Genomic DNA, 22,556 nt, shown 5'->3' on the forward strand with positions numbered 1-22,556 from the left:
TATCCGCCGTCAAGGCACCGGAAGGTCATAGTCATGTGGAAAAAAGTCGCAGCCGCCCTCCTCGCCGCCACGGCCATGCCTCTGGCGGCGCAGGCGCCTTCCCCTTCGCCGGTGGCGAAGGAGACCATGCCCGCCACACCGCCCCGGCTGATTGTTGCGATCAGCGTCGACCAGTTTTCCGCTGACCTGTTCAGCGAATATCGGCAATATTATAGCGGCGGCCTGAAACGCCTGACGCAGGACGGCGTGGTGTTCCCGCGCGGCTACCAGAGCCATGCCGCGACCGAAACCTGCCCCGGCCACTCGACGATCCTGACCGGCAGCCGCCCGTCGCGCACCGGCATCATCGCAAATACATGGTTCGACCTGTCCACCGCACGCGCCGACAAGGCAGTCTATTGCGCAGAGGATGAAAGCCAGCCTGGCACCAGCAGCGACAAATATGAAGCGTCCCCCATCCACCTGCGCGTGCCGACGCTGGGCGGGCGGATGAAGCTGGCCAATCCGGCGACCCGCGTCGTATCCATTTCGGGCAAGGATCGCGCGGCGATCATGATGGGCGGGCCGACCGCCGATCAGGTCTGGTGGCTGGGCGGGCCGCAGGGCTATGTCAGCTACAAGGGCGTCGCGATCCCGCCGCTGGTGGCGAAGGTGAACGAGGTCATGGCGCAGCGTCTGGCGCAGGCCAATGCGGGCTTCGACCTGCCGGCTCAGTGCGCGGCCAAGGACTTCCCGGTTCGGGCGGGCGACAAGGTGGTCGGCACTGGACGCTTCGCGCGGGCGGCGGGCGACTATAAGGGCTTCCGCATTTCGCCTGAGCAGGACGCGATGACGCTGGCCTTCGCCGCCGCCGCCATCGAGGCCATGGACCTTGGCAGACAGGCGCAGACCGACATCATCTCCATCGGTCTGTCCGCGACAGACTATATCGGCCACACCTACGGCACCGAGGGCACCGAAAGCTGCATCCAGATCGACCGGCTCGACAGAGAACTAGGCGCTTTCTTCGACCGGCTGGACAGAGACGGGATCGACTATGTGGTGGTGCTGACCGCCGATCATGGCGGGCACGACCTGCCCGAACGGCACCGGATGAACGCGATGCCGATGGAGCAGCGGGTCGACAAGGCGCTGACGCCCAAGGCTCTCTCGGACGCGGTGGCGGCCAAGGCCGGTCTGGCGGGCAGGAAGGTGATCTGGGGCGACGGACCTGCGGGCGATCTTTATATCGACAGGGGACTGACCGCCCCGCAGCGCGCAAGGGTGCAGGCAGCGGCGCTCAGGCTGCTGCGCGCCCACCCGCAGGTGGAGACGGTGTTCACGAAAGCGCAGATCGCCGCCACGCCCTCACCTTCCGGGCCGCCCGAAAGCTGGACACTGCTTCAGGAAGCGCGTGCGAGCTTCGACCCTGAACGGTCGGGCGATCTCCTCCTGCTGCTGAAGCCCCGCGTCATGTCGATCCCCGAACAGGCCGTGATGGGCAGCGTCGCCACGCACGGGTCGCCATGGGACACCGACCGGCGCGTGCCCATCCTCTTCTGGCGCAAGGGCATACAGCATTTCGAGCAGCCGCTGGGCGTCGAGACGGTGGACATCATGCCGACCCTCGCCGCGCTGATCGGCCTGCCGGTGCCGAAAGGTGACATCGACGGACGCTGCCTCGACCTCATCGCGGGCGACGGCGATAGCTGCGCGGCAAGATAGCTAGATATTCTCTCCCAACCCGTCCGTGCTTTCCACGAGAGCATGGACGCGGTGCGGGGCGGAGACTTCGACGCGGCTGGTGACTTCGTAGCGGGCCTTCGCCTGACGGACATTGCTGTCCGCGGGCACGCTGTCGGTCAGCCAGACATTGCCGCCGATGACCGAGCGGCTGCCTACGATGATGCGGCCGAGCACGGTCGCGCCCGCGTAGATTACCACATCGTCCTCGATGATCGGATGGCGCGGCACCGCCTTTTCGAGCCGACCCTTCTCGTCCGAGGGGAAGCTGCGCGCGCCCAGCGTCACGCCCTGATAGAGGCGCACCCGGTCGCCCACGATGGCGGTTTCACCGATAACGACGCCGGTGCCATGGTCGATGAAGAAGCTGTGGCCGATGCGCGCGCCGGGATGGATGTCGATCCCGGTCTTGCCATGCGCGATTTCCGAGATGATTCGCGCGACGAGCGGCGCGCCCAGCACATGCAGGCGGTTGGCGAGGCGGTGGTGGATGATCGCCAGCATCGACGGGTAGCAGATCAGCACTTCATCGACGCTGCGCGCGGCGGGATCGCCCAGAAATGCGGCGTCGACATCGGTGTCGAGCAGTTCGCGCAGTGCGGGCAGGCTCTGCGCGAAGGCGCCGATGATGCGGGCGGCTTCGGCGTCGACGGCGGCCGCAGGCTCGTCCTTCAGCGCATAGATGAGTTCGAGCCGGATCTGCCCGTAGAGGCGGCTGAGCACAGTTTGCAGCGTTTCGGCGACGAATGCGTCCTCATTGTGGAGACGCACGAAGCTGGGGCCGAGGCGCAGCGGGAAAAGCGCGCCGCACAGCGCCTGCATGATCTTGGTCAGATTGTCGCGCGAGGGGAAGCCCTCCGCGCCATATTCCGCGTGATGCTGCTGCGCCTGCCGCCAGCGGGCGCGCGCGGCGCTCAGCTCCGCGACGAGCTGGTCCACGTCCCAATATCCCTCGACGATGCGGTCGTCTTCCGCTCGGTCAGCTATCATGATCGCCTCTTGCCTTTCAGGGCCAAGGACATAGCCCGGCAAAAGGCGACCCGATAAACGGGTTTTGTTGGGCGACCGATAATTTCTCTTTCTAGGTCCGCTTCACGCGCGGCAAGACGAGGCAGATTTCGGCGCGCAACCCACCGTCGGGCCGGTTGGCGAGGGTCAGGCGGCCACCTTCCGCCGCGACGGTCTTCTGCACCACGGCAAGGCCAAGGCCGAGGCCGCGCGTGTTGCGCTGGCGCGCGTCGTCGAGGCGGGAGAAGGGCCGCAGCACTTCCTCCAGCCGGTCGCGCGGGATGCCGGGGCCGTCATCGTCCACGCGGATCAGCACTTCCTCGCCCTTGCGGTCCACCGACACGCGGGCGCGCTGGCCATAGTGAAGCGCATTCTCGATCAGGTTGCGCACCGCGCGGCGGAGGGAGAGCGCACGCACCTCCATTTCCAGATGGTCGAGGCCATCATAAGTCACGTTCTGCCCATGGTCCTGAAAGGCGTCGACGATGGTGGCGACGGTGACGGCGATGTCGGTGCGGACGGGAGTTTCGGGATCTTCGTCGCCGCCCAGATAGGCGAGCAGCGATTCGAGCATCGCCCCCATTTCTTCCAGATCCTGCCCCATCGCCTCCTGCACTTCGGCGTCCCGCACCGATTCGAGGCGCAGGCGCAGGCGCGAGAGCGGTGTGCGCAGATCGTGGCCCACGGCCGCCAGTGTCTCCGTCCGTTCGTCGATCAGGCGGTGGATGCGGCCCTGCATGGCGTTGAACGCGGCGATGAGGTTGCGCACATCGCTCGTCCCCGCCTCCGGCACGACGACTTCCTGCCCGCGCCCGATCATATGCGTTGCATGAGTGAGATCGCGCAACGGCGCGAGGGTGCGGCGGATGAGCAGCCATCCCGCGATCAGCAGCGCCAGCACCGGGATGAGCGCCATGCCCATGCGGCCGATGGTGAAGGCCCATTTGCCGCCATTGTGCCGCATCCCGAAATAGAGCCAGCTCCCGTCCGGCAACCGCAGGCCGCCGTTGATTTCCGAATGACGCCCCGGCGTGATGCGCAACCAGAGGCCCGATTTTTCGAGGCTCGGTTCCCACGCCACGATCTGTCGCCGCATCCGCTCCAGTTCCCGCGAGAGCGGCGGCGGAGGCGGCGCGACGGGGGACCAGTGCACGTCATAGCGGTCGGTCGTGAGCTGGTAGCCCAATGTGGGCCGTTCCTCGCGCGGCTGTTCGGTGAGCAGCTTGCGCGCGATGATGAGATGTTCGGCCAGCCGCCGGGCTTCGTCGTCCTGAAGCGAAAGCTGGCTCGCGCGTTCGTAGATCAGCGTGCCGACCGCGAATTCCAGCGTGACCGTCAACAGCAGGATCGCAAAGAGGCGGCCCAGCAGGCCGAGCGATCCTCTGAAATGCAGGTTCAAGCGCGGGTGACTTCGGCGTTGAACATATAGCCGACGCCCCGCACAGTGGTGATGGGCGCTGCCTTGTCCATCGTGGTGAGCTTGCGGCGCAGGCGGCTGACCAGCACGTCGATGCTGCGGTCGGAGCTGTCGCCCATGCGGGTGCGGGACAGTTCGATCAGGCGTTCGCGCGCGATGACGCGCTGCGGATGGCTGAGGAAGGAGCCGAGCAGGTCGAATTCCGCACCGGTCAGTTCCACGACGGCGCCGGTGGGCGAGCGCAGTTCGCGGCGGGGGAAATTGACGCTCCATCCTTCGAAATGGGCTTCGCTCTCGCGATGCTCGTCCGGGCCGCGCTCTACGCCGACGCGGCGCAGGATGGCGCGGATGCGGGCGATGAGTTCGCGCGTGCCGAAGGGTTTGGGGAGATAGTCGTCGGCACCGAGTTCAAGCCCGACGATCCGGTCGGTCTCGCTGCCCTTGGCGCTGATGAAGATGATCGGCACGTCGCTCTTGCGCCGGATCTGGCGGCAGAGGTCGATACCGTTGGTGCCGGGCAGCATCACGTCGAGCACGACGAGGTCGACCGGGCCAGCTTCGAACGCCACCCACATTTCGGGTCCGGAGGAAGCAGGCCGCACCTGATAGCCATGCTCCTGAAGAGCGCGGGCGGTCAGCGTGCGGAGCGGCGGGTCGTCCTCGACCAGGATGATCGACGGAGCGGTCATGATTTCGTCAGCGCAACATGGATCATGTGTGCGGGATAAGGTGCGGCCCGGCGCGGGTCAACCGCGCCGGGAGCCTGAACGGCCGAGCAACAATTTGTCACGGGCCGGAAGGATAGCGGGCCGGACGGACCGACCCGCTATCTCATGGATCAGAACGCAGCGGAGATGGAGAAGACCACCGTGCCGCGCGCGATCGACTTGCCGGCATTGTCGGGATCGACCACCGAGAAGTTGGGACGGATGTAGTTTTCTTCGACGCGGGCGATGTCGGTGTCGACATAGGCGATGCTGGCGGTCAGCGGCGTGCCGGGGATGGCAAGGTCAGCGCCGACCAGCCAGTCCAGATACTTGCCGGTGGGCGCGGCCGAGGTGCCGTTGGGGCCAAGGCCCGGATTACCCTTCGACCAGCCCAGATGCGCCTTGAGCGAAACCGGCGTGTTCGGAATCGCGCCGCTCACGTCGCCCCAGACATACAGGTTGTCGTTCTTCTTGCCCGGACGGAAGACCGTGCAGTCCGCGTCGCTGCATACTTCGCCCAGAGCCTGCTGCTTGGGCGCATAGGCGACGCCGAGAAGTCCCTTCACAGGGCCGATCTGGTGCGACAGCTTGCCGAAGAGTTCGGCGAAGTCGGTCTTGCTGAGGCCCGAGGGATACATGTACCAGGTCAGGCCCATGTCCAGCGTCGAACCTTCGCCGAGCGGAACGGCGTAACCGCCGATCAGGTCGAGTTCCATGTTCGCGCCGCCGAAAGTCCCCCAGCCCGAAAGGTTGGACGCCCAGGTGCCGACATAGGCACCGCTTTCATGCGCGATAGTGAAGCCGCCCTGCACCGCCATGCCACGATCGCTCTGTGAAACACCGCGCAGACGATAGTCCGACACGAGTGCCACGCTGCCGGTAACAGTGATGGGCTTTGCGGGTTCATCCTGTGCAAATGCCTGGGCGCTGGAAAGGAGCGCGATGGCGGCACAAGCGATTTTATACTTCATGAACATTCCCCTTTTACGAAAGAATGTTCCGTCCTGCTTCCGTGATCCGACGATCTGTTGCGCCGTCGATATCATCGGACGGACGCAGGGATAGGCGCAAAAGTGGGCGGTCGCAAAGCTGTTTTTCTTGCAGGTGCGAAATGCATTGGCGTCCTGTTGCGCGGCTGCAACATTTTTCGCGCGATCGTAAAAGAAAGGCCGCCGCCTCCAAGACGCGGCGGCCCAGTATCCTGACGGTCGCGGGGGGCGTGACGTCAGGCGACGATCTGGCGCAGCCTGCCGGTTGCGCCGAACAGTTCAACAGGCTCCCCCGCCCCGCGGCGCCGCGACACCCATTCCCGCAGCATTTCGGCGCAGGTGTGGTCGATATGGGCCAGCCGTTCGACATTGAGAATGATGAGACCTTTGGCCGGAAGCGACTCCAGCTTCGCCGACAGCCCGGGGAGGCTGAGGAAGGTGGCGGACCCCTGAAGCGCAACCTCCTGCGCCTCTCCGCGGTCCGCCTGCTGGACGTCGAGACCGAGGCGGCGGGCATGGGGCAGCAGTTCCAGCAGCGACAGGCCGATGCCGACCAGCACGCCGGTCAGGAGGTCGGTCGTCACCACGCAGATCAGCGTCGCCGCCCACACGATCGCCGGAAGCGGACCGTAGAGATGGAAGAGATGCTTCACATGCGAAAGGCTGACGAGCCGGACGCCGGTGATGACCAGCACCCCCGCCAAAGCAGCCATGGGAATCTCACGCAGCAGCCAAGGCAGCAGCGCGACGAAGCCGAGTATCCAGAAGCCGTGCAGGATGGTGGACAGGCGCGAGGTGGCGCCCGCCTGCACATTGGCGGAGGAACGGACGATCACGCCCGTCATCGGCAGTGCGCCCGCGAAACCGCAGAGCAGGTTGCCGATGCCCTGCGCGCTCAGTTCCTTGTTGTAGTTGGTGCGCACGCCATTGTGCATCCGGTCGACCGCCGCCGCTGACAGCAGGGTTTCCGCGCTCGCAATAAAGGCGATGGCGATGGCCGTGGTGAGAATGGCGGGATTCATCAACTGCGCCACCAGACCCTGTTCGGGCAGCGTGACAGCCGCGACGATGCTTTCGGGCACCGCGACGCGGGCGACCGGCAGGCTGAAGAAGAAGGCGACGAGCGTTGCAGCAACCACGCCCACCAGCGCGCCGGGCAGCAGCTTCATCGAGGCGGGACGGAATTTCTCCCAGCCCAGCATCGCGAAGATGGTGACGAGGCCGACCATGAAAGCGGTGGCCGCATCCTGATTGGTGAGGCCGAAAATCTGGCCCGGCATCGCGATCAGGTTGTGCAGGCCGCTCGACAGCGGTTTGTCGTCGAAGAGAACGTGGAACTGGCCGACGACGATGAGGACGCCGATGCCCGCCAGCATGCCGTGCACGACCGCAGGCGAGATGGCGCGGAACCAGCCGCCTACCCGCGCGATGCCCGCAACGACCTGAATGGCGCCGGCGAGGATCAGAATGGGGCCGAGCGCGGACAGACCCTGTTCGCGCACGATTTCGAAGACGATGACCGCAAGGCCGGCGGCCGGACCGCTGACCTGAAGCGGAGAGCCTGCGAACAGGCCGACGATGATGCCGCCGATGATGCCGGTGATGAGACCCTTTTCCGGCGGCACCCCTGACGCAACGGCGATCCCCATGCAAAGCGGCATCGCCACTAGGAAAACGACGATCGACGCCGTGAAGTCGCGTCCGAAATTGACGCCGGAAAGGGCTTTCAGCATGGCTTACTCCGCCGCGACGGCAAAGGAGGTGTCGCCCGCCAGACGGCGGGCCTGGGGAAGCGCGACGGGCAGCGGCTCGCCCTCGCGCAGCGGAACGAAGCGGCCGGTTTCACCGTCGAGACCGAGCACCTGACCGGCATGGATGTCGACATACCAGCCGTGCAGCGCGATCTCGCCCCGCGCGATGCCCGACGCGATCGACGGGTGGGTGCGCAGGTGCGCAAGCTGCACCACGACATTTTCCAGCGCCATGTTGCGGAGCTTTTCCGCGTCACTGAGGTCGGCGGGGTAATTTTCCTTGCAGACCTTCTGCGCGGCATGGCTGTGGCGCAGCCAGGCGGCGACGTTGGGCATGGAGGTAAGATCGGCTTCGGTCGCCAGCGCCTTCATCGCACCGCAGTCGCTGTGGCCGCACACGATGATGTCGCGCACGCCCAGCACCATGACGGCATATTCGACCGTGGCGGTGACGCCGCCCAACTGGCTGGCATGGGGAGGAACGATATTGCCCGCGTTGCGGCAGACGAACAGGTCACCCGGCTCCGCCTGCATGATATGTTCGGGTACGATGCGCGAATCGGCGCAGGAGATCATCAGCGCCTTGGGGCTTTGCCCTTCATTGGCGAGCCTGCTGTAGAGGCTGTTCTTGTCGGGATAGGTTTTCTTCTCGAAATTGAAGACGCGACCGATAAGCTCGTTCATGATCCTGTCCTTCTCACATGTCGTTGCCGGTGCGGGGGAAACCGGCTCAGATTGCAGGATAGGCGACAGGTTTTGCTGCGTCGCAGCGGGTTTGTAAGAAAGCATGTCTGGAGAGGACCAGACTACGAAAGCCGGTTGCCCGCCTCTTTCAGCGTGCAGGCGCCTCAGCCGCGATCCACGACGGCGCTGAACATATAGCCCGCGCCGCGAACGGTCACGATGGGCGCGCGGCGCCCCTGCCCACCCAGTTTCCGGCGCAGGCGGCTGACCAGAACGTCGATGCTGCGGTCGGACGAGGGCGTGTCGCGCACGCCCGCCAGTTCCATCAGCCGCTTGCGGGGAATGATGATACGGGCATGATCGAGAAACACGCCCAGCAGCGCAAATTCCGCCGCCGTCAGGTGGACCTTCCTCTCATCGGGCGCGCTGACTTCGCGGCGGGTGAAATCCACCGTCCACCCCTCGAAGCGCGCCTGTTTGCGGTTGCGCGAACCGCGCACACGTTCAGCGCGGGTGCGGCGCAGGACGGCGCGGAGCCGCGCGGCGAGTTCGCGGACCGAATAGGGCTTGGCCATGAAATCGTCCGCGCCCAGCTCAAGCGCCACGACGCGATCAACCTCGGTGCAGTTGGCGCCGACGAGGATGATCGGCACGTCGCTGCGTTCGCGCAGGTCACGGCACAGATCCATGCCGTCCGCGCCGCGCAGTCCCGCATCCAGCACGACCGCGCCGACGTGGGCGCTTGTGAGCGCATGGAAGAGGGCGTCCGCCGACGCGGCGGGCATCGCGCGAAAGCCGGTCTGTTCAAGATGATCGTGCACGGTCCGCCGCACATCCCCTTGCGTTTCGGCGAGCAGGATCAGGGGGCTGGCCGGGCGAGACATGCCGCTTTGCGGCGGCATCGCGCCGCCTTCACCCTCCGCGACGATCTGGCGGGACATGCATATTCTCCTCCAGCCGCCCTGCCGATCCGGTGCGGGGGTGGCAGCCTTGCATAGCGGAGGAGGATGTCCGCCATATGGGCCGGGGATGACAAATTGTTGCTGATCCGTCGCTGTCCTATTGCGCGGCTTCCATCATCGGGGCCGGTTCAGGGGCGAGCGCGTGATCGAGAACATGCGCCAGCCACAGCGCGTCCGCGCTGGCGCGATGCCGGGCGCTGACCTGCGCGCTCGCCCGCGCGATGGCGGCAGCGACGGTCGCGGAGGATGTCCCGGCTTCATCGAACAGGCTGCCCGCATGGTCAATGGCGAAGGGGGCGGGCTTTCCGGCAGCCTCGGCCAGCCGGTCGAGCCAGTATCGGTCGAGGCTGCTGTCGGACACGAGGCGGCAATTTCCGACCGTCTGCGCCAGTTCGGCCAGCACCTGCGCGGCGGGCAATCCTTCGCGCAGAACGCGGTCGCGGGTGAGGTTGTGCAGCGCCTCCGCCTCTGCGGTCCAGTCCCACCCCAGCCATTCGTCCGTCGGACGGATCAGCCAGCTCCGGCTCATGACCGGAGTGGCAATGCCGACCTCGATGGGGAAAGACCGTCCGTGGCGCGGCAGGCAGGACGCCTCGAAGTCGATAGTCATGATCGTCAAGGCGCGGCTCCAGCATGACGGCGCGGCCGCCCCCTCCCCAAGGCTGCCACGCATCGGCCCGATACCCCCTTCGCCCGCAACTATGTCAGGCCGAAGTCACACACCAGCCGGTTGTGGAAAAATCATATGAGGCGGACCGTGGGCGGGACGAAGCGCAAGGCGGTCGCGACAGCATCGCCGACTTCTGCTAGCCGGTGGCGAGGAAGCAAGGATGCCGTGCCGCATGACCGTGATCGCCGCCTATCTCTATCGCAACGGGCAGCGGGTCCGTCCCGTCGCCATCGACGAACGCGTCGCCTGTGCGCAGGACAAGTCGGAATTTATCTGGATCGGCGTCGCGGACCCTTCGCCCGGAGAGATGAAGACGCTGGCGCGCACCTACAACCTTCATCCGCTGGCGGTCGAGGACGCGATCAACGCGAACCAGCTTCCCAAGGTCGATGTCTACGGCGACCAGTTGTTCGTCGTCGCGCGCACCGCGCATATCGAGGATGACGGCATCCATTATGGCGAAACCGCGCTCTTCATCGGGCAGGACCATATCATCAGCGTGCGTCATGGATCGGCGCGCGCCCATCTCAAGCTGAGAGCCGAACTGGAAGCGATGCCCCAGCGGCTGGCGCAGGGGGTGGATTATGTCGCGCACGCGATCCTCGACTTCATCGTCGACGGCTACCTGCCGATCATCGAGGGAATCGAAGAGGAAGTGCTGGCGATGGAACAGCAGATGCTGGATCATTTCCTCGGGCGCGAGGAAGTGACGCGCATCTTCACCCTGCGGCGCGAGCTGATCCGCTTTTCTCGCATCCTGGTGCCGATGCATGAGGTCGCGACCAAGTTCGTTAAGATCGACCTGCCCTGCGTCGATCCGGAAGCAAGGCTCTACTTCAATGACGTGCGCGATCATGTGCGGCGGGTGCAGACGATGGTCGACGACCTGAGGGAGATATTGAACAGCGTGTTCGAATCGTCCAACCTGCTGGAGCAGCAGCGCACCGGCGACATCACGCGCCAGCTTGCGGCATGGGCCGCGATCCTGGCCGTGCCGACCGCGATTGCGGGCATTTACGGCATGAACTTCGAACATATGCCCGAACTGCGCACGCGCTATGGCTATTTCGTGGTGCTCGGCGTGATCGCGGTGATCTGCGCGATCCTCTACACCCGGTTCAAAAAGCTGAAATGGCTCTGAGCGCTCAGGCGTCGGCCCAGCGGCGCAGGAGATTGTGATAGACGCCGGTCAGGCGGATGACATCGCCATGGTCCTGCCCCAGTTCGGCGGCAACGCCCTGCACGGCACGGTCGAGATCGAAGAGCGTCTGGCGCGCGGCATCGTCGCGAACCATCGACTGAAGCCAGAAGAAACTGGCGACCCGGCGACCCCTTGTCACGGGTTCGACCCGATGCAGCGAGGATGACGGATAGAGGACCGCGTGCCCGGCGGGGAGCTTGACCTGCTGGACGCCGAACTGCGTTTCGATGGTGAGTTCGCCGCCATCATAGGCGTCCGGTTCTTCGAGGAACAGCGTCATGGACAGGTCCGAACGGACGCGCAGGCCCGTGGACGACTGGACGCGCACGGCATTGTCGACATGAACGCCGAACGCCTGCCCGCCTGAATAGCTGTTGAAGAGCGGGGGGAATATCCTGAGCGGCAGCGCCGCGGCGATGAACAGCGGCGAACGGCCCAGCGCCTCCAGCACCATCTGCCCTGCCTGCCGCGAGACGGCGCTGTCTTCGGGCAATTGCAGGTTGCGCTTGGCGAGGGCGGATTGCGGGCCGGACGTGGCGTTGCCGTCGATCCAGTCCGCAGGGTCGACGAGCGCGCGGATGGCTGCAACGCCCGCTGCGTCGAGCAGGTCGGGAATGGCGATCAGCATCGTGTCAGGCCGCGCCGGTCTTCAGCACGAAGGGGATTTCGACCGTGCCCCGCACGCGCACCGGCTGGCCGCCGCGCAGGGTCGGCTTCCAGCGCCAGCCCTTCACCGCGTCGCGGGCGGCATCGTCGAGGCGCGGGAAGCCGCTGCTCTGGGCGATGCTGATGCTTTCGACCGAGCCGTCGAGACTGAGCACCAGCGCGAGCGCAACCGTGCCCTGCTCTCGCCTGCGACGACTTTCAATGGGGTAGCGGGGCGGCTTGCCCGACAGCATCTGGGTGCCGAGGTCGCTCGCCTGCACGATAGCGGGGGGAGCCGGAGCTGCCGCAGGGGCGGCGGCGGGTGCGGGCGACGGGGGCGCGACTATGGTGGGCGGCGCAAAGGCGACCGGCGCGGGCGCGGTCTGCACCTGCGGCGCGGATGTCACGGGCGTCTGGACGAGCGGCGGGGGCGCGGCGACCTGCGGCTGCGCAGGCGGCGGCGTGTCGGCAGCGGCGGGAGGCGGGGGCGGCGGCGTCAGATTGACGACGGTCAGCTTCGCTTCCTGCCGCCTCTGCACTTCATTGCGTATCTGAAGGAACAGAGCGAGCAGCAGGCCGTGGACAAGGACGATCGCCAGAATGACGGGCAGGTTCAGGCGCGATTGCGATCCGTAGCGCGCGGGAGCGACGGGGAGCGCGGCCGGCGCCGCATGCGAGCGCGCAGCCGGTTGAGGCTGATCGAACAGATCGGACCGGTCGTCGTCGAACGCGCGGCTTGCGGCTTGAAGCATGTCCTGCCTCCCTTCGCCGCCGCCATAACGCGAACACTAATGCGAATCAATTGCGGTTTTATCCGGATCAACAGATAGCGCCCGCGCGAACAGCCAGCAACGGATCGCGCTGGCGAGATTGGGGGTCGATGCCGCCGCCAGCCGGGCCGTGTCGATGCGGGCGATAAGAGCGTTGAGCGGCAGCCCCTCGCCCTGTGCCGCGCGGCGCAGCGCGTCCCAGAACAGCGGCTCCAGACTGATCGCGGTCTGGTGCCCGGCGATGGTCACGCTGCGCTTGACCGGCGGCGCGAAGGGCGGCTCCGGAGCCATGTCGGAACCGCCCCTGTCCATCAATACATATGCTGGCCGCCGTTGATCGACAGCGTGCTGCCGGTCACGAAGCCGCCTTCCTCGCTGCAGAAGAAAGCGACGCCGCGCGCGATTTCATGCGCCTGTCCAAGCCGGCCGACCGGGATTTTCGCGACGATCTTTTCCAGCACCGGCGCGGGCACGGCGGCGACCATGTCGGTGTCGATATAGCCGGGCGCGATAGCGTTGACGGTGACGCCCGATTTCGCGCCTTCCTGCGCCAGCGCCTTGGTGAAGCCGTGGATGCCCGATTTGGCGGCGGCATAGTTCACCTGCCCATATTGGCCCGCCTGCCCGTTGATCGAGCCGATATTGACGATGCGGCCCCAGCCGCGCTCGCGCATCCCGCCGAAGGTCGCCTTCGCCATGTTGAAGCAGCCGCCAAGGTTGATGCGCATGACCTCGTTCCAGTCATCGAAGCTCATCTTGGCGAGCACGCCGTCGCGGGTTATGCCTGCGTTGTTCACGACGATGTCGATCGCACCCAGATCCTGCGCCACCTGCGCGCAACCGTCTAGGCACGCCTGATGATCGCCCACGTCCCATTTATAGGCCGCGATACCGGTCTGGTCGGAGAAGGCCCGCGCCTTCTCCTCATTGCCTCCATAATTGGCGGCGACCGTGTAGCCCATGTCCCTCAATGCCAGACTGATCGCTTCGCCGATGCCCCGTGTTCCACCCGTCACGATCGCCACTCTCGACATATGCGCATCCTCTTCCTGGAAACAGGGTCAGTCGATCCAACCCGAAAGCTCGCGGCTCAGCAGCCTCTGATACAGGGTGATAGCTTCGCCGGACGCATTTAGACAGGGCAAATAGGCGAATTTCTCGCCGCCTTTCGCCAGAAAAACCTCTTTCGCCCGCAACGCGATTTCCTCCAGCGTTTCAAGGCAGTCGGCGGCAAAGCCCGGTGTCACGACAGCAACATTGCGGACACCTTTCTCCACCATTTGAGCAAGGGTCGATTCGGTCTCCGGCTCCAGCCATTTCGCCCGGCCGAAACGCGACTGGAAGCTCATATGGACAGGGAGCGGCAGCGCCTCGCGCAGCAGGCGGACGGTCTTGACCGACTGGCAATGATAGGGGTCGCCCAGATGCAGCGTGCGTTCGGGCATGCCGTGGAAGCTGGCGAGCAGCGCATCCGGCGCGAAGTTGAGCGCGGACAGATGCGCTTCGATAGATCCCTTCAGCGCCGCGATGTAAGCGGGATCATCATGATAGGGCGGCAGCGTGCGAACGGCGGGCTGCCAGCGCATCGCCTTCAGCGCGGCGAAGGCGGCATCGTTCGCCGTGGCGGTCGTCGCTGCGCTATATTGCGGGTAGAGCGGCGCGAGGAGGATGCGGTCGCAGCCCGCCTGCTTCATCGCGGCGAGCCGCGAGGGGATCGAGGGATTGCCATAGCGCATCGCCCAGTCGACCAGCACCTTGTCACCCAGCGCCTGCTGCACGCCGAAGGCGGTGTCGCGGGTGTGGAAGGCGAGTGGCGAACCGCGCTCGGTCCACACCTGGCTATAGGCATGGGCCGACTTCTTCGGACGGGTGGTGAGAATGACGCCGCGCAGGATCGGCTGCCACACAAGCTTCGGGATTTCCACCACGCGCGGGTCGGAGAGAAACTCCGCGAGGTAGCGCTTCACCGAGGCCGGGTCGGGGCCATCGGGCGTGCCGAGGTTGATGAGGAGAACGCCGACGCGCGGCGCGGGAATGGCGGGATGGTCGGGGGGCCGGATCATGCCATGCTCCCTAGCGGAAGCGAGCGCAGCCTTTGCCCTGTCCATGTGAACAGGGCGTTGGCGATGGCGGGCGCGACAAGCGGCGCTGCGACATCGACGACGCCGACCGGCGCGGCGGTACTGCGAATGAGTTCGACGGTGACTTCACCCACATCGGCGAGGCGCGGCAGGCCCATGCGGCCCATGATCGCGCGCGCCGGAAGCCCCTTGGCATAGGGCACCGACGCGCCTGTCGCATAGGCGAGGCCGTAGATCAGGCCGCGCTCGACCTGCTGGCGCAGGATGTCGGGATTGACGGCATCGCCCGCGTCGATGGCGGCGACGATGCGGGTGACGTTGATGCCCTCCCCTGCCATTTCCGCCTCGACCATCACCGCGCCATAGGCGCCGCCACCCATATGCGCCGCGATCCCCTGACCGCTGCCCTCGATCCCGCCCTGCCAGCCGCCCATCGCGGCGGCGGTGGAAAGGCACCGGGCAAGACGGGGGTTGCCGCCGAGCATCTGGATACGGAAGGACAATGCCTCGACCTTCGCCAGATACGCCAGTTCGTCGATGAAGCATTCGGTGAAGAAGGCTCCATGCAGGCGGGCGTTGCCCGGCGCGAAGCCGAGGGCCAAGCCCACGTCCGCCGGATAATGGTCGATCGCCCAGTTGGGAACGGCATAGGGCAGCGCCACGCCCGCGACGGCGAGCCGGGTCGAGGTTCCGGCGGCATCGGCGGCGGCCTGCGCTGGCGACTTGCGGTCGGCGATGCGGCCCCATGTCTGTGTCATGGCGCAGGGGGCGGCGACTTTGGCCAGCCAGCCTTCGATTGCGCCGTTGCGGCCGAGCTTGGCTGCCATGCGCGCTTTGGCGGGGGCGCTCGGGCGGTCCTGAATGACATCCTCCGCCCGCGACCAGAGAAGCTGCACCGGGCGGCCCATTTCCTGCGACAGGAGCGCCGCCTGCACGCCCGCGTCCCAGTCCATCGCGCGCCCGAAGGAGCCGCCTGCGTGGAGGGGGTAAAGCGTAACGGCATCGGCGGACAGGCCGAGCGCGTCGGCGATGGCGTCCCGCGCGAGACCGGGGGCTTGCGTCGCCATCCAGACTTCGGCCCCCTCCCCCGTCACCCGCGCGGTGGCGCAGGGCGGTTCGAGCGCGAGGTGCAGGCCGGCATCGACCTGATATTCGCTGGCAAGGATGGTCGCTTTCTCGAACACGGGGAGCAGGTCGCCCTGCGCATAGAGCCGCTTGCCCGCACCGCCGGAGAAAGCCGCTTCCAGCGCGCCGTCGATCCCTTCGCTGTCAACCGGGCGGCCGCGCAGGGTGAAGACGGGATCGGCGAGATCGAGCGCTCTGTTCGCCGCCCACCAGTTGCTCGCCACCGCCGCGACCCAGCGGTCCCGCTTTATGAGCTTGAGGAAGCCGGTGACGGACGCGGGCGCGCGTTCGTCAAGGCCTGCGAGGATTGCGTCGCCGATCGGCCCCTGCCGGATCGAAGCGAAGACCATGCCGGGCAGGCGGATGTCGGCGGCGAAATTATGGCTGCCGTCGATCTTGGACGGGGTGTCGAGGCGCGGCAGATCCTGTCCCGACAGGCGGCCGTCCTGCCCCTGACGATAGGGAAAAATGGTCGGAAGGTCGAAGTTCACACCGTCGCTGGCCACCTCGCCAATTTTCATGCGGCGGTCGGCTCCATCGGTGATGAGGCCATCCTGAATGTCGCAGCTTTCCCACGGAACGTCCCAGCGCGCCGCCGCCGCCTTGCACAGCAGCACGCGCGCGGCCGCGCCTGCGTCCCGGCAGGCGTCGTGGAACATCGCGACGGACGTGCCCCCGCCCGTCAGCATCAGCGCACTGCGCGTCGCATATTGATCGAGCGCCCAATCGCCGGCTGCGCCGAAGAGGCGCGTCCAGTCGCTTTCCAGCCATTCCTTCGCCAGCAGCGTGTTGGCGTAGAGCGGGCTGACGGGTGCGCTCTGGACAGCGACGGTGCGCCAGTCCGCGCCCAGTTCATCGGCGACGATCTGCGGCAGCAGGGTGGTGACGCCCTGCCCCATTTCCGTCTGCGGGACGACGACGATGACCTGCCCTGAACGGTCGATCTTGAGGAAGGCGTTGAAGACCGTCTCGTCCGGCCCTGCCTTGAGGTTGGGCCTGTAGTTGCGCGGCCACAGCCCCCACGCGATGAGCAGCCCCGCCGCCCCGCCGCCGCCGACCAGCAGGCTGCGGCGGTCGATGCCCTTCCTCCCGGTCGCAAGCTGTCGCGGTGCACGCCCCATAGGCGTCCTGATAGGGGGCGGCGATGCGGTTGCCTAGCGCTATTGCGGCGAAATCGGCGCGACGCCGAGGCGCGGTATCTCGATGGCGGGACAGCGGTCCATCACGACCTTCAGGCCCGCGCTTTCCGCGCGGGCGGCAGCGGCTTCGTTGACGACGCCGATCTGCATCCAGACCGACTTCGCGCCCGCCGCGATGGCATCGTCCACCGCCTCGCCCGCCGCTTCGCTGCGGCGGAAGATGTCGACCATGTCGATAGGCACCCCGATGTCGGACAGGCGGCCCCAGACGAACTCACCATGCACATGCTCGCCCGCAAGTTGCGGGTTCACGGGCAGGACGCGGTAGCCATGGTTTTGAAGGAAGGCCATGACCGAATAGCTGGCGCGGTCGGGCCGGTCGGATATGCCGACCAGAGCGATGGTGCGGGTTTCGTCGAGCAGGTCGGCAATGTCCTGCGGGGCGGTAAGCGGCATGGCGTGTCTCCTTCCCATTCCAGATGGGGAGCGCCGGGCACTGTGCAAGGCAGTTGCTTTGCCGGGACACGGGACTAGCGTTGGGTGATGTTCGATATTCTTGCCGCCGATCTCGCCGAACCGCAGACCGTCGCCCTGCTCGCCCTCCACCTGTCGGGCATGCAGGACAACAGTCCCGCTGGCGCCGTATTCGCGCTGGATCTCGACGCCATGCGGGCCAGCGACCTGAGCGTCTGGACCGCATGGGATGATGGTCATGTCGTCGGTATTGGAGCGTTACGCGCGATCCGGCCCGATCATGGCGAGATCAAGTCGATGCGCACGCATCCGGACCATTTGCGGCGGGGCGTCGCAGCAGCGATGCTGAGGCACATCCTGGCGGAGGCGCGGGCAAGGAGCATGACGCGGCTGAGTCTGGAGACGGGCAGCGGACCGGCCTTCGATCCGGCCCTCACGCTTTACCGTCGGCATGGCTTCATCGAAGGTCCGGCCTTTGGAGACTATGAAAAAAGCGCGTTCAATCAGTTCCTGCATCTGAGCCTGTAGGTCAGGCAGTTTTCAGCCAATCGGTGAGCTTGCGGGCGATGGCCATGAAGGCGTCGGCGTGCGCGCCTTCTCCCGCCGCAGGAGGATCGCCCGCATCGGAGCGGCGGCGGATGTCGATGGCGAGCGGAATGCGGCCGAGGAAGGGGGCGGAAAGGTCGCCCGCGACATGCTCCGCCCCGCCCTGCCCGAAGGGATCGGAAACTTCGCCACAATGGGGGCAGGCGTAGCCCGCCATATTCTCGACCACGCCGACGATGGGGACGCCCGCCTGATCGAACAGGCTGACGGCGCGGGTCGCGTCGATGAGGGCGAGATCCTGCGGTGTGGAGACGATGAGCGCGCCTGCGGGCTTGTGTTTCTGCACCATCGAAAGCTGGATGTCGCCGGTGCCGGGCGGCATGTCGACCACCAGCAGTTCGGTGTCGCCCCAATCCGCGTCGATCAGTTGCCCCAGCGCATTGCCGGCCATCGGGCCGCGCCATGCCAGCGCCTTACCCGGCTCCACCAGATGCGCCATCGACAGCATCGGGATGTCGGCGACGCCGGTGACGGGCACCAGCTTCTTGTCCTGCGCGACGGGCTTCTTGTCCTCGCTGCCCATCAGCTTCGCCTGCGAGGGGCCGTAAATGTCCGCGTCGACGAGACCGACCTTCACGCCCAGCCGGTGTAGTGCGACCGCGAGGTTGGCGGACAGGGTGGACTTGCCGACTCCACCCTTGCCCGATGCGATAGCGAGGATGCGCAGCGGCTTGCGCTCGGCGGTCTCGACGACGCGCACTTCGTTCACGCCCGGCACAGTGAGGCCGCCTTCGCGGATGGCGGCGGCAAGGCCTTCGCGCTGCGCCGGGCCGAGACCCGCCACGTCGAGGACCAGAGTCATCACCCCGTCCTTCACGCGCGGGACGCTGGCGCGACCTTCGGTCAGGGCGGAAAGGCGGGCGGTAAAATCGGCAAGATCGGTCATGGCGAGACCCTCTAGGAAATAATCGCGGCCATTGGCACTGTTTTTCGGGGCGTCTCCTACCTATAGAAGAGGCCATGACAGGAAAATTCGGGTGGATACCCGCGATCGCAGCGATGGTCCAAGGCCCCTGGGGGGGCAAGAATGACGGACCGGACGGAGACGGAAAGAAAGGCGGCGACAGCGGCCCGCGCAATCCGTGGACCCAGCCCGGCCGCCCCGGCGGCGCGCAGAAAGGCCCGTCCGCGATCGAGGAACTGCTACGGCGCGGGCGCGAGAGCTTCGGCAATGGCGGCGGAAACGGCGGCGGCTTCGGCGGCCTGCCCCCCCGGGCGGCGGGCAAGGCGCTGTGGCCGATCGCCATCGCCATCATCGTCGTCCTGTGGCTGGTGCTGACGAGCTTCCACCGTGTCGGCCCGCAGGAGCGCGGCGTCGTTACCCTGCTCGGCAAATATAGCCGCACGCTGACGCCGGGGATCAGCCTGACCCTGCCCGCCCCGTTCGAGGCGGTGACGACGGTGGATGTCGAGGAAATCCGGACCATCGACATAGGGTCGGTGAGCGCGGAGAGCGAGAATCTGGTGCTGACCGGCGACCAGAACATCATCGACCTCGCCTATTCGGTGCGGTGGAACATCCGCAATCCCGAGCTTTACCTGTTCCAGCTTTCCGATCCCGACGCGACCGTGCGCGAAGTCGCGGAAAGCGCGATGCGCGCGGTGCTGGCGAGCGTGAGCCTCGACGATGCGCTGGGCGCGGGACGCACCACCATCGAACAGCAGGTCGAACAGAAGATGCAGGAGATCCTCGACGGCTACAAGTCGGGCATCCGCATCCAGGGCGTCGCGATCAAGCAGGCCGATCCGCCCACGGCGGTGAACGATGCGTTCAAGGCGGTGTCCGCGGCGCAGCAGACCGCGCAGACCTATCTCAACGAAGCCCGCGCCGCCGCGCAGCAGGTGACGGCGAAGGCGCAGGGCGAGGCCGCGGCCTTCGACAAGGTGTATGAGCAATATAAGCTCTCGCCCGAAGTCACGCGCCGCCGCATGTATTATGAAACCATGGAGGGCGTGCTGTCGAACGTCGACAAGACCATCGTCGAAGGGAATAATGTGACGCCCTATCTGCCGCTCCCCGAACTCAAGAAGCGCGCCCAGCCGGCCCCGGCCGAAAGCGCGACCACTGTGGAGGGACGCTGATGGGCATCGCACGCCATCCCGTCGCGCTGGCGCTGATCGCGCTGTTCGCGCTCATCCTGCTGGGCAGCACTATCGCCATCGTTCCCGAAACCAAGCAGGGCGTCATCGTCCGCTTCGGCGACCCCAAGGCGATCATCAACCGCTACCGGTCCAACGAGAGTTTTGGCCAGACCGGCGCGGGCGTCATTCTGCGCGTGCCCTTTGTCGATCAGATCGTGTGGATCGACAAGCGCGTGCTGTCGGTCGAAATGGAGCGGCAGCAGGTGCTGTCCACCGACCAGTTGCGGCTTCAGGTCGATGCCTTTGCCCGATACCGGATCGTCGATCCCCTGCGCATGTATATCGCGGCGGGCAGCGAGGAGCGGGTGTCGGACGCGCTGCGACCGATCCTCGGCTCCGCGCTGCGCAACGAGCTGGGCAAACGTCCCTTCGCCGCGCTGCTCAGCCCCGAGCGGGGGCAGGTGATGCAGAATATCGAGACCGGCCTTAACCGCGTCGCCCGCCAATATGGCGCGGAGATCGTGGACGTGCGGATCAAGCGGGCCGACCTGCCCGATGGCACGCCGCTCGAAAGCGCCTTCACCCGCATGCGCACCGCGCGCGAGCAGGAGGCGCTGACCATCCGGGCGCAGGGCGCGAAGCAGGCCCAGATCATCCGCGCGGAGGCCGACGCAAACGCCGCCCGTATCTATGCCGAAAGCTATGGCAAAGACCCGCAATTCTACGATTTCTACCGGGCCATGCAGAGCTATCGCTACACCTTCTCGCCGGACCGGACCGGGCAGACCAACATCATCCTTTCGCCCAACAACGAGTTCCTGCAACAGTTTCAGGGACGGCGCTGAACCGCCGCCCGGAGATCATTACGGAACCAGCGTCATTCAAACAGGGTTAAGGCAAGACGGCGCATTTTTGAGGACCATCCGAACCAGTCCCGCCCCTTGCCTTTCCCTAAAGATCTGAAGAGGACCGTCACGAGTGCGTTACGCTTATGCCATCACCGGCGCCCTGCTCCTCGGCGGCACCGCCATCGCCGTCACCACCGCTTCCAACGTCGGCGCGCAGGTCGCGCAGAATGAGGGGCTTCAGGCCGCAGCCCCGGCGGGCGCTCCCGCCAGCCTCGCCGACATGGTGGAAAAGCTCCAGCCCGCCGTGGTCAACATTTCGACCAAGCAGCGGGTAAAGGTGCAGAACCCGTTCGCCGGCACCCCCTTCGGCGACATGTTCGGCATGGGTCAGGGCCAGCCGCAGACGCGGCAGGCGCAGTCGCTGGGGTCGGGCTTCATCATCTCGGCGGACGGTTACATCGTCACCAACAACCATGTCGTGTCGGCGGGCGCGGAAGGCGCGAGCGTCGAGCAAATCACGGTGACGCTGACCAACAAGGAAGAATATACCGCCAAGCTGGTGGGCCGCGATCCGGCGACCGACCTTGCGGTGCTCAAGATCGTCTCGCCAAAACCGCTTCCCTTCGTCAAGTTCGGTGACAGCACCAAGGCGCGCGTGGGCGACTGGGTGGTCGCGATCGGCAATCCCTTCGCCCTGTCGGGGACGGTGACGGCGGGCATCATCTCCGCCCTGCATCGCGGCACCGGCGGCACCTACGACAAGTTCATCCAGACCGATGCGTCGATCAACCAGGGCAATAGCGGCGGCCCGATGTTCGACATGCGCGGCAATGTGATCGGCATCAACAGCCAGATCCTCTCGCCTTCGGGCGGCAATGTCGGCATCGGCTTCGCTATCCCGTCCGAACAGGCCGCGCCCATCGTGCAGCAGTTGATGAAGGGCGAAGCGATCAAGCGCGGCTATCTGGGCGTGCAGATCAGCCCGCTGGGCGAAGACCTCGCCGACTCGCTGGGCCTTGCGAAGAATCGCGGCGAGTTCGTGCAGGGCGTCGAGCCGGGCAAGGGCGCGGAGAAGGCAGGCATCAAGGCAGGCGACGTGATCGTCAGCGTCGCGGGTCAGGAAGTCAGCCCCGATCAGAATCTGTCTTCCATCGTCGCGAGCCAGCCGATCGGATCGCGCGTCCCCATCGTCCTTATCCGCAACGGCCAGCGCCAGACGGTGACGGCGGTGGTGGGCGAACGTCCGTCGGAAGACGAACTGAACAGCTTCGCGCAGAATCAGGATGACGACGATTTCAGCCAGCAGGACCAGAATCCGGGTCAGGCGGCGCAGCAGTCGCTCGGCATTTCGGCGATTCCGCTGACCCCCACGATCATCCGCCAGCTCGGCGTCGCCGCCGACACGCGCGGCGTCGTCATCACTGCGGTCGACGGCTCCACCGACGCAGGCGCCAAGGGGCTGCGGCGTGGCGATGTCATCATCAGCGCCAACAATCGCCCGGTCGCGAGCCAGGCGGAACTGGACGCGCAGGTGAAGGCCGTGGCGGCACAGGGCCGCAACGCGATCCTGCTTCAGGTGCTGCGTCGCGGACAGCAGCCGATCTTCCTGCCGGTGCGCCTGCGCGACAAATAAGAGGCACTTGCCGCCCCTGCCCCGTTCGCTAGGATCGGTGCG

The 22,556-nt window shown here is 66.2% G+C and carries 22 protein-coding genes; 6 read left to right on the forward strand and 16 right to left on the reverse strand.

The genetic code is table 11. The features are described from left to right. Nucleotides 1-33: 33 nt before the first annotated feature. Entirely contained in the window at nt 34-1,704 is a 1,671-nt protein-coding gene (locus SAMIE_RS11445) for an alkaline phosphatase family protein (protein WP_066699238.1), read from the forward strand. Here the strand turns inward: SAMIE_RS11445 and epsC are convergent, their stop codons facing one another. From epsC to SAMIE_RS11485, 8 genes are all read right to left on the reverse strand, one after another. Continuing rightward, nucleotides 1,705-2,712: a serine O-acetyltransferase EpsC gene (gene epsC, locus SAMIE_RS11450; protein ID WP_066699237.1), complete on the reverse strand. Its 1,008-nt coding sequence runs from the start codon at nt 2,710-2,712 to the stop codon at nt 1,705-1,707. Between the two features lie 91 nt (nt 2,713-2,803). Continuing rightward, nucleotides 2,804-4,129: an ATP-binding protein gene (locus SAMIE_RS11455; protein ID WP_066699235.1), complete on the reverse strand. Its 1,326-nt coding sequence runs from the start codon at nt 4,127-4,129 to the stop codon at nt 2,804-2,806. Continuing rightward, nucleotides 4,126-4,836, reverse strand: a complete 711-nt coding sequence (locus tag SAMIE_RS11460) for a response regulator (protein WP_066699232.1) — start codon at nt 4,834-4,836, stop codon at nt 4,126-4,128. The genes SAMIE_RS11455 and SAMIE_RS11460 overlap by 4 nt, the downstream gene beginning before the upstream one ends. A 149-nt stretch (nt 4,837-4,985) precedes the next feature. After that, nucleotides 4,986-5,831, reverse strand: coding sequence for a TorF family putative porin (locus tag SAMIE_RS11465; protein WP_066699226.1), 846 nt, complete (start codon nt 5,829-5,831; stop codon nt 4,986-4,988). Nucleotides 5,832-6,079: 248 nt separating this feature from the next. Beyond that, complete coding sequence (locus tag SAMIE_RS11470; protein ID WP_066699224.1) at nt 6,080-7,576, reverse strand: SulP family inorganic anion transporter; 1,497 nt, start codon at nt 7,574-7,576, stop codon at nt 6,080-6,082. A gap of 3 nt (nt 7,577-7,579) precedes the next feature. Then, complete coding sequence (locus tag SAMIE_RS11475) at nt 7,580-8,278, reverse strand: carbonic anhydrase (RefSeq protein ID WP_066699222.1); 699 nt, start codon at nt 8,276-8,278, stop codon at nt 7,580-7,582. Nucleotides 8,279-8,442: 164 nt separating this feature from the next. Further along, nucleotides 8,443-9,162, reverse strand: a complete 720-nt coding sequence (locus SAMIE_RS11480; protein WP_066699292.1) for a response regulator transcription factor — start codon at nt 9,160-9,162, stop codon at nt 8,443-8,445. A gap of 175 nt (nt 9,163-9,337) precedes the next feature. After that, on the reverse strand, nt 9,338-9,850 hold the full coding sequence (locus SAMIE_RS11485) for a 3'-5' exonuclease (protein WP_332004606.1): 513 nt from the start codon (nt 9,848-9,850) through the stop codon (nt 9,338-9,340). A 232-nt stretch (nt 9,851-10,082) separates the two neighbouring features. On the opposite strand from SAMIE_RS11485, the gene SAMIE_RS11490 reads away from it, so the two are divergent. Continuing rightward, nucleotides 10,083-11,051 (forward strand): magnesium and cobalt transport protein CorA, encoded by a 969-nt coding sequence (locus tag SAMIE_RS11490; protein WP_066699216.1) that lies wholly within the window; start codon nt 10,083-10,085, stop codon nt 11,049-11,051. A 4-nt stretch (nt 11,052-11,055) separates the two neighbouring features. Here SAMIE_RS11490 and SAMIE_RS11495 read toward each other — a convergent pair whose 3' ends face one another. The 7 genes from SAMIE_RS11495 to SAMIE_RS11525 are packed head-to-tail and all read right to left on the reverse strand — an operon-like array spanning nt 11,056 to nt 17,327. Continuing rightward, on the reverse strand, nt 11,056-11,739 hold the full coding sequence (locus tag SAMIE_RS11495; protein WP_066699213.1) for a Fe2+-dependent dioxygenase: 684 nt from the start codon (nt 11,737-11,739) through the stop codon (nt 11,056-11,058). 4 nt (nt 11,740-11,743) lie between these two features. Then, the gene (locus SAMIE_RS11500) at nt 11,744-12,508 is read right to left on the reverse strand and encodes an energy transducer TonB (protein ID WP_066699212.1); all 765 of its coding nucleotides are present in this window, start codon (nt 12,506-12,508) and stop codon (nt 11,744-11,746) included. Nucleotides 12,509-12,544: 36 nt separating this feature from the next. Continuing rightward, complete coding sequence (locus tag SAMIE_RS11505) at nt 12,545-12,838, reverse strand: ribbon-helix-helix domain-containing protein (RefSeq protein WP_066699209.1); 294 nt, start codon at nt 12,836-12,838, stop codon at nt 12,545-12,547. Next, on the reverse strand, nt 12,838-13,560 hold the full coding sequence (gene phbB, locus SAMIE_RS11510) for an acetoacetyl-CoA reductase (protein ID WP_066699203.1): 723 nt from the start codon (nt 13,558-13,560) through the stop codon (nt 12,838-12,840). The genes SAMIE_RS11505 and phbB overlap by 1 nt, the downstream gene beginning before the upstream one ends. Before the next feature lie 27 nt (nt 13,561-13,587). Beyond that, nucleotides 13,588-14,589 (reverse strand): ferrochelatase, encoded by a 1,002-nt coding sequence (hemH, locus tag SAMIE_RS11515; RefSeq protein ID WP_066699201.1) that lies wholly within the window; start codon nt 14,587-14,589, stop codon nt 13,588-13,590. Further along, on the reverse strand, nt 14,586-16,853 hold the full coding sequence (locus SAMIE_RS11520) for a molybdopterin cofactor-binding domain-containing protein (protein WP_066699191.1): 2,268 nt from the start codon (nt 16,851-16,853) through the stop codon (nt 14,586-14,588). The genes hemH and SAMIE_RS11520 overlap by 4 nt, the downstream gene beginning before the upstream one ends. Before the next feature lie 39 nt (nt 16,854-16,892). Further along, nucleotides 16,893-17,327: a CoA-binding protein gene (locus SAMIE_RS11525; protein ID WP_066699189.1), complete on the reverse strand. Its 435-nt coding sequence runs from the start codon at nt 17,325-17,327 to the stop codon at nt 16,893-16,895. An 87-nt stretch (nt 17,328-17,414) separates the two neighbouring features. On the opposite strand from SAMIE_RS11525, the gene SAMIE_RS11530 reads away from it, so the two are divergent. After that, nucleotides 17,415-17,873: a GNAT family N-acetyltransferase gene (locus tag SAMIE_RS11530; protein ID WP_066699289.1), complete on the forward strand. Its 459-nt coding sequence runs from the start codon at nt 17,415-17,417 to the stop codon at nt 17,871-17,873. A gap of 1 nt (nt 17,874) precedes the next feature. On the opposite strand, the gene SAMIE_RS11535 is transcribed toward SAMIE_RS11530, so the two are convergent. Continuing rightward, nucleotides 17,875-18,837 carry an Mrp/NBP35 family ATP-binding protein gene (locus tag SAMIE_RS11535; protein ID WP_066699187.1) on the reverse strand — a complete coding sequence of 321 codons (963 nt, stop codon included), beginning with the start codon at nt 18,835-18,837 and terminating at the stop codon, nt 17,875-17,877. A gap of 74 nt (nt 18,838-18,911) precedes the next feature. Here SAMIE_RS11535 and hflK point away from each other — a divergent pair, with 74 nt between their 5' ends. The 3 genes from hflK (at nt 18,912) to SAMIE_RS11550 (ending at nt 22,514) form a co-directional block, all read left to right on the forward strand. Beyond that, nucleotides 18,912-20,033 (forward strand): FtsH protease activity modulator HflK, encoded by a 1,122-nt coding sequence (hflK, locus tag SAMIE_RS11540; RefSeq protein WP_174522209.1) that lies wholly within the window; start codon nt 18,912-18,914, stop codon nt 20,031-20,033. Beyond that, nucleotides 20,033-20,878, forward strand: coding sequence for a protease modulator HflC (gene hflC, locus SAMIE_RS11545; protein ID WP_066699185.1), 846 nt, complete (start codon nt 20,033-20,035; stop codon nt 20,876-20,878). Before hflK ends, hflC begins: the two co-directional genes overlap by 1 nt. 133 nt (nt 20,879-21,011) lie before the next feature. Beyond that, nucleotides 21,012-22,514: a Do family serine endopeptidase gene (locus tag SAMIE_RS11550; protein WP_066699183.1), complete on the forward strand. Its 1,503-nt coding sequence runs from the start codon at nt 21,012-21,014 to the stop codon at nt 22,512-22,514. Nucleotides 22,515-22,556 lie beyond the last annotated feature (42 nt).

The sequence above is a fragment of the Sphingobium amiense genome, assembly GCF_003967075.1.
GTDB lineage: Bacteria > Pseudomonadota > Alphaproteobacteria > Sphingomonadales > Sphingomonadaceae > Sphingobium > Sphingobium amiense.